Annotated in this window: 4 protein-coding genes; all 4 read right to left on the reverse strand. The window is 63.3% G+C overall.

Translation table 11 applies throughout. From position 1 onward, the window contains the following. Positions 1-40 precede the first annotated feature (40 nt). Positions 41-1,123 (reverse strand): IS110 family transposase, encoded by a 1,083-nt coding sequence (locus WAN02_RS29970; RefSeq protein WP_422269015.1) that lies wholly within the window; start codon positions 1,121-1,123, stop codon positions 41-43. A 481-nt stretch (positions 1,124-1,604) separates the two neighbouring features. After that, a complete protein-coding gene (locus WAN02_RS29975; protein WP_422269016.1) occupies positions 1,605-2,003 on the reverse strand; it encodes a VOC family protein in 399 nt (132 codons plus the stop codon). A gap of 166 nt (positions 2,004-2,169) precedes the next feature. After that, on the reverse strand, positions 2,170-3,312 hold the full coding sequence (locus tag WAN02_RS29980; RefSeq protein ID WP_422269018.1) for a CaiB/BaiF CoA transferase family protein: 1,143 nt from the start codon (positions 3,310-3,312) through the stop codon (positions 2,170-2,172). Positions 3,313-3,355: 43 nt separating this feature from the next. After that, positions 3,356-3,542: Zn-ribbon domain-containing OB-fold protein (locus WAN02_RS29985; protein WP_422269017.1), on the reverse strand; the 187-nt coding region annotated here is incomplete at its 5' end.

A 3,542-nucleotide genomic window follows, 5' to 3' on the forward strand; every position in this document is an offset into this window, starting at 1 on the left:
CCGAGTGCGGTGTGGCCGCGGTGGACTCTTCTATGTCTTGTCAAGCGGCCTGGGGGTAGGCACCGGGCTCGGTGTGGAGTCTTTCGAGAGTCCGATATAGCTGGCGGGCTAGGTAGCGCTTGAGGCAGCGCCGGATCTCTTTGGTGGTGCGTCCTTCTGCGCGGCGACGTTCGACGTAGGTCCGGGTTTCGGGGTCGTGGGTCATCCGGGTGATGACGGCCATATGTAGGGCACGGTTGAGCCGCCTGTCGCCACCGCGGTTAAGTCGGTGGCGGAGGGTGTTTCCCGAGGAGGCGGGGATCGGGTTGACGCCAGCCAGGGCGGCGAATGCCGCCTCGGAGCGGACCCGACCGGCGTGCGACCAGGCGGTGTAGACGACCGCGGCGGTGACTGGGCCGATGCCGGTCTTGTCCAGCAGCGCAGCGGCTTTACTGGCGTGGATCAGATCGATCATCTGCGCCTGGTTGGCAGCGAGTTCTGCGTTGAGAGCGACCACGCGCTTGGCCATCCGTACTGCCTCGGCGCGAGCGGTGCTCGTGGCAAGATCTTCGACCCGGGTGCGCCAGCGGGCGACCTCACCAATCTGGCTGGCAGTCAACGGCTTACGGGCGTCGATACCCAGGACGGCGACCCGCAGCAGCGCGGTGAGCGCGTTGACGGCCGCGGTGCGTTCGGTCGTCATGTGTGCGCGGGCGGTGACCAAAACCCGCAATGCAGCCCGGATACCGTTGTCGCTTCGCGGCCGGCGCAGCTGCTCAGGCTCAAGGGACAAGACCGCCGCTGCGATCCTGCGGGCATCTAAGGGGTCGGACTTGCCGGCACCGCGATGGGCCCGAGCGTCCATGGCAGCCGCCTCCACGACCTCGAAGCCAGCTCGCTTCACTGCCGAAGCCAGCTGGGCACCGTAGGTGGCGACGCCTTCGATGACCCACAAGGTGGCCATCTCGCCTTCGGTGCGCCGTGCGGCCCAGGCGACAGCCCGGTCCATGCCCGCAGCGGTGGCGGGGAACTGCTCGGTGTCGACCAGTTCGCCAGTAGCAGCGACTAACACGGCCAGGGTATGAGTGCGGGCGTGGGTGTCCACTCCGATGACGAACGGGTGGGCATGCGCAACGATGGTCATAGCGGCGGGCTTCCTTCCAGAGGCGGGGACAGGTCCGGCCGCCAACACGGCCGGCGCCGGCCTGGATGGAAGTCACTTCGGAACAGCACTGTGATGAGCCACGATCCGCCTCCGGCGGGGACGGGCAGTCTTCTGATCAAGTCACCGAGGTGGAGCCGGGTCAGCGTCGGCCGCCCGCCCCGGTGCCGGACAAGTCCACCGAAACGCACCTGAGGGGCGAGTAATTGTAAGAGTCACAACCCAAGGCGAGGCGACCGCCGCTAACCCTGCCAGCCAGTCCCAGACCAGCCACCTGAAGACTCACAGTAATTGTAGGTGTGTAGCCAGACCGGGAATTGCTCGCAGCGTTCGGCGTCGCTTCGGTACAGCCGCGCGTAGGCCCATTCGTCAGTCCTACCGACTACGCACCAGCAGAACAGCCACCCCGGCGCACACGAGTCGTCTAAACGAAGACTTCTAGGGAGACTGGGCCCCCGCTGGATCAGTCACGGTCGTAGTGGCACACGGCTTCAAGCATGATCCCGAAGGGGTCGAGCCAGAACGTGGCGTAATACGGGGGCGGATACTCCGGAAAAACCCGCGGCGGATGGATCACTTTCCCATCCACTGACAGCACATGACGATGCACCCGATCAACATCGCCTCGGGTGCTCACCATGAACGCCAGGTGCTGTAGTCCGGTCCTGTCGCGTGAGTACGGCATCGGATCTGCGGCCGGATACAAGAACAGATATGTCCCAGGCTTTGCGCCCGCTGGCTTATAGGCGCACTGATCATCAGCAATGAGGAACGCCTCAAAACCCAGGAGCGGCAACAGATCGTCGTAATACGCCTGCGCCCCGGCAAGGTCCGGAACGTTCAGACCCACATGACCGAGCACGCCACCATCCTGCCACAGCACGCGCCTGGATCAAGGCGCACAAAGATCACCTAACTGGGGCCGAAATTCGCGCCGATTGCTGCGGCCAAATCACTTGACGAAACGCAACTAGGCTTTGCACAACAGTACGCAGTGTCTCGCCGCCCGTCAGGCCAGGGCAAGCCGGTCACCCGCCGCCCAGCGCGGGGGCAGGGCGCACCGGGCCGCAGACGCTGTTGGAGAACGTGATAGGAAACCGTGTCTGACGCAGCGTGCCCGCGACAGGGTGTTCTGAGATCTGAAACAGTTCGGTGGCCTGCAGGTGCGGATCGTTGAAGAGTTCCGGGATACTCAGCACCGGCATGGCCGGGATACCGACGGCGTCGAACGAAGTCATCCACTCCGCGGTCGTGCGCCGGGCTAGTTCCGCAGCGAGAAACTCATAGAGAGAGTCAATGTTGCTGGTACGCGCGGTGATATCCCGGTAACGCGGATCATCGCTCATGTGTGCCGCACCCACCATGGTGAAGAACGTCTTCCAGTGCGTATCGGTGTTGGGCATCACCGAGATGGTTCCGTCCGCAGTCGCAAAGGGTTTACGCTGCGGCGAATTCATTCGGGCATAACCCGGCTCACCTCGAGGCGGCCAGAAGACCCAGTCGCCCTGCGCCTCAGCGAGCACGAACGACACCATAGTTTCGAACATGGGCACGACAATGGCCTGCCCGCCGGCGCCGCATTGTCGTGCGTACAGTGCAGCATTTATAGCGCTAAGGGCGAATAACCCAGTCACCTTGTCTGCCAGGGGCGTTCGCACATACTGGGGGCCGTCGGCGCCGCCTTGAAGGTGGGCCATCCCTGAAGCCGCTTGAATGATGTCATCGTAGGCCGGTTTGTCTCGGTACGGGCCATCGTGCCCGAATCCCTGCACCATGCAATAGATCAACCGGTCGTTGACATGGGCGACCGAGTCGTAGTCGATTGCGAGTCGACGTGCGGTAGCGGGCGGTTTGTTGTGTACCAGCACGTCGCATACGGCGACGTAGCTCAGGAAGGTCTGGTAGTCATCGTCGTTGCGCAGATCCAAAACCACGCTGCGCTTCCCGCGGTTGAGGTTAAGGAAAAGCGGACCCAGCCGACGCCCATCGCGATCGCCTATCCCTCGGACGATGTCGCCTTCGGGTTGCTCGATCTTGACGACATCAGCGCCAAGTTGAGCCATCAACTGGGTGGCGTAGGGGCCCATGACCGTGGACGAGAAGTCGATGACGCGGACGTCTTGGAGCGGTCCGCCGGCCCCATCTGTGCCTGAGCTGGTGAAGGCGTCCATCACCAGCAGGCTCCTCGGCCGTCGATGCATGACAGATACACGGTCATTGCGTGCTTCGGTGTGGCTCGAACCGTGGTAAAGCGTGCCCTCCGCCGCCGTGCTGAAAAACCACCTTGACGTCGAGACCGATTGTCACGTCGGCGGGTTCACAGTTGACGATGTTGGTCAACATTCGAGGTCCTTCACGAAGCTGGACATAGGCCACGACATACGGGGCTGCGTCCTTATAG

The sequence above is a fragment of the Mycobacterium sp. genome (genome assembly GCF_049281135.1).
Classification (GTDB): Bacteria; Actinomycetota; Actinomycetes; order Mycobacteriales; family Mycobacteriaceae; genus Mycobacterium.